The sequence below is a fragment of the Bradyrhizobium sp. 33ap4 genome, assembly GCF_032654765.1.
GTDB lineage: Bacteria > Pseudomonadota > Alphaproteobacteria > Rhizobiales > Xanthobacteraceae > Bradyrhizobium > Bradyrhizobium australafricanum.
The window spans coordinates 1-2,066 of sequence record NZ_JAUMTJ010000161.1; the positions used below are offsets into that span (position 1 = coordinate 1).

Genomic DNA, 2,066 nt, shown 5'->3' on the forward strand with positions numbered 1-2,066 from the left:
CAAGGCCGCCTCCCAAAAAGAAGCCTTGAATCTGATTTGCTCTCAAAAGGGAATCCTTAGAGTCCACACCACCTAGCTCGGCGAGCGCTGCCGGGTCGATCATCAAGGGAAGGGCCATCAGCTCCTCGGTCGCGCGCCGGCCGAGCTCCGACCAGACATGCTGATACGCTTGGCGCGCCTCCTCATCCGTCGGATGCGGCGACCAGCTGATGCCGAGATACCTTAAGTACTCGAGACCGACGGCGACCGAGCGGCTGGGCTGATTGAGCGTGAGGTAAAGGTCGATTCCGAGGCGCGCCACATCCGCTCGATCAGCCATATCCGTGACGCGAGCAGATAATGCAGCCAAGTGGCTTTCTGCGTCCGACAGCGCGCCAGTCAAGAGCTCGCATTCGGCGCGATGGAGGTCGAGTGCGAAGATGAGCGCCCACCGGCGCTCCCAGCATCCCTCTGCCAATAGGCCTCGACCGGTGATAAAGTAACTGAGCGCCGAAACGTATGCAGCCGATGCTTTGGCGCGCCGGCCTGCTGCCAAGTTCAATTCCGCGGCCTGCTCGCGTTCATCGACCGATGTGATCAAACCAAGACCTCGGTTGAGCTGAGTAACGATTTCAAAGATCGCCTCGTCCCGCTTCTCCGGAGGTGTCCGCGCCGCGAGCAGTCTCCCTATTCGGAGGTGCGCCGCGCCGCGTAGCTGCTCCGCGACCAGCCCATAGGCGGCCTCCTGAACGCGATCGTGGAAGAACCGGTAAGCGCCTGCCACACGCTCGACCAACTCCTGATCGCGGGCTGGCCACAGGGTCGTATCGAGCTGCTCCTCCGAAATCCCGAGTACCATCGAAAGTACTGTGCTCTCGGCAATGTTTCCAAGACAAGCCAACTGCTGCAATGCATTCTGCGCCTCGGCCGGCAGGCGAGTTAGCTTCCCGATCATAAGATCAGCGACGTTATCGGTGTAGCCCTTGGCTTCAATGCGGTCGATATCCCACGACCAGCGCCCGCCATCATGATTGAATTTGAGTAATCCTTCCTCGACGAGCGAAGACAGGAACTGAACGGCGAAAAACGGATTTCCGCCGGTCTTCAGTTGTACCAGCTTCGCAAGCGGCTCTGCGCGCTCTAACTCGCAGCGAAGTGCGTCCGCAACCAACTGCCCAACGTGCTCTTGGGTGAGCGGCGACAGCTTGATCTCTGCGACCTTTCCGCCGGCGATCTTGATGGCATCGAGCTTTCTCGTTAGCGGATGGGCCGCAGCGACTTCGTTGTCGCGATAGGCACCGATGAGCATGAGGTGCTCCAAATCTGGCCGCAACAGGTCCTCCAGCAGATCAAGCGTCGCCGCATCGACCCACTGCAGGTCGTCGAGGAAGAGCGCCAGTGGCTGGTTCGAGCGGGCAAATGCGCCAATGAAGTGCCGAAATACGAGTTGAAAACGGCTTTGTGCCTGCTGTGGCGGCAACTCAGGAACCGGTGGCTGGTCTCCGATGACTAGCTTGAGTTCGGGTATGAGGTCGATCATGAGCTGCCCGTTTGATCCCAGCGCCTCTAGAAGCGCGTGGCGCCAGCTTGCCAACTCGGACGCGCTCTTGCTGAGGAGAGACCGGACGAGACTTTGAAAAGCCTGCACCAGTGTCGCGTAAGGGATATCGCGCTTGTACTGGTCGAATTTGCCAGACGCGAACAGGCTGCGCTGCGGCACGAGCGCCTTGTGTAGTTCGTCGACGACTGAGGACTTGCCGATGCCGGAATATCCTGAGACCAGCACTAACTCCGGCACACCGGTCTTGATGATGCGATCGAAGCGGGAAAGCAACGTCGCGATCTCACGGTCTCGTCCGTACAGCTTTTCGGGGATCAGCAGCTGGCTCGGCGTGTCCTGCAGGCCGAGCGGGAAGTCATCGATGCAGCGGCGCGCTTCCCATTCCGCCAGGCAGCGCCGCAGATCGCGCTCGACACCGCCGGCGGTCTGGTAACGATCCTCGGGTGTCTAGTCGGAGGCCAAGCGGTCTTAGGAAGACAACTCTAACACTCAACTCCTTGGCTCACAGAACGACATGGCTACGATC

At 60.0% G+C, this 2,066-nt stretch carries 1 pseudogene; it reads right to left on the minus strand.

The features are described 5' to 3' along the window. Positions 1 to 73: 73 nt before the first annotated feature. A pseudogene (locus tag Q2M23_RS43490) lies at positions 74 to 1,987 on the minus strand (ATP-binding protein); the annotation flags it as partial. Between the last annotated feature and the right edge of the window lie 79 nt (positions 1,988 to 2,066).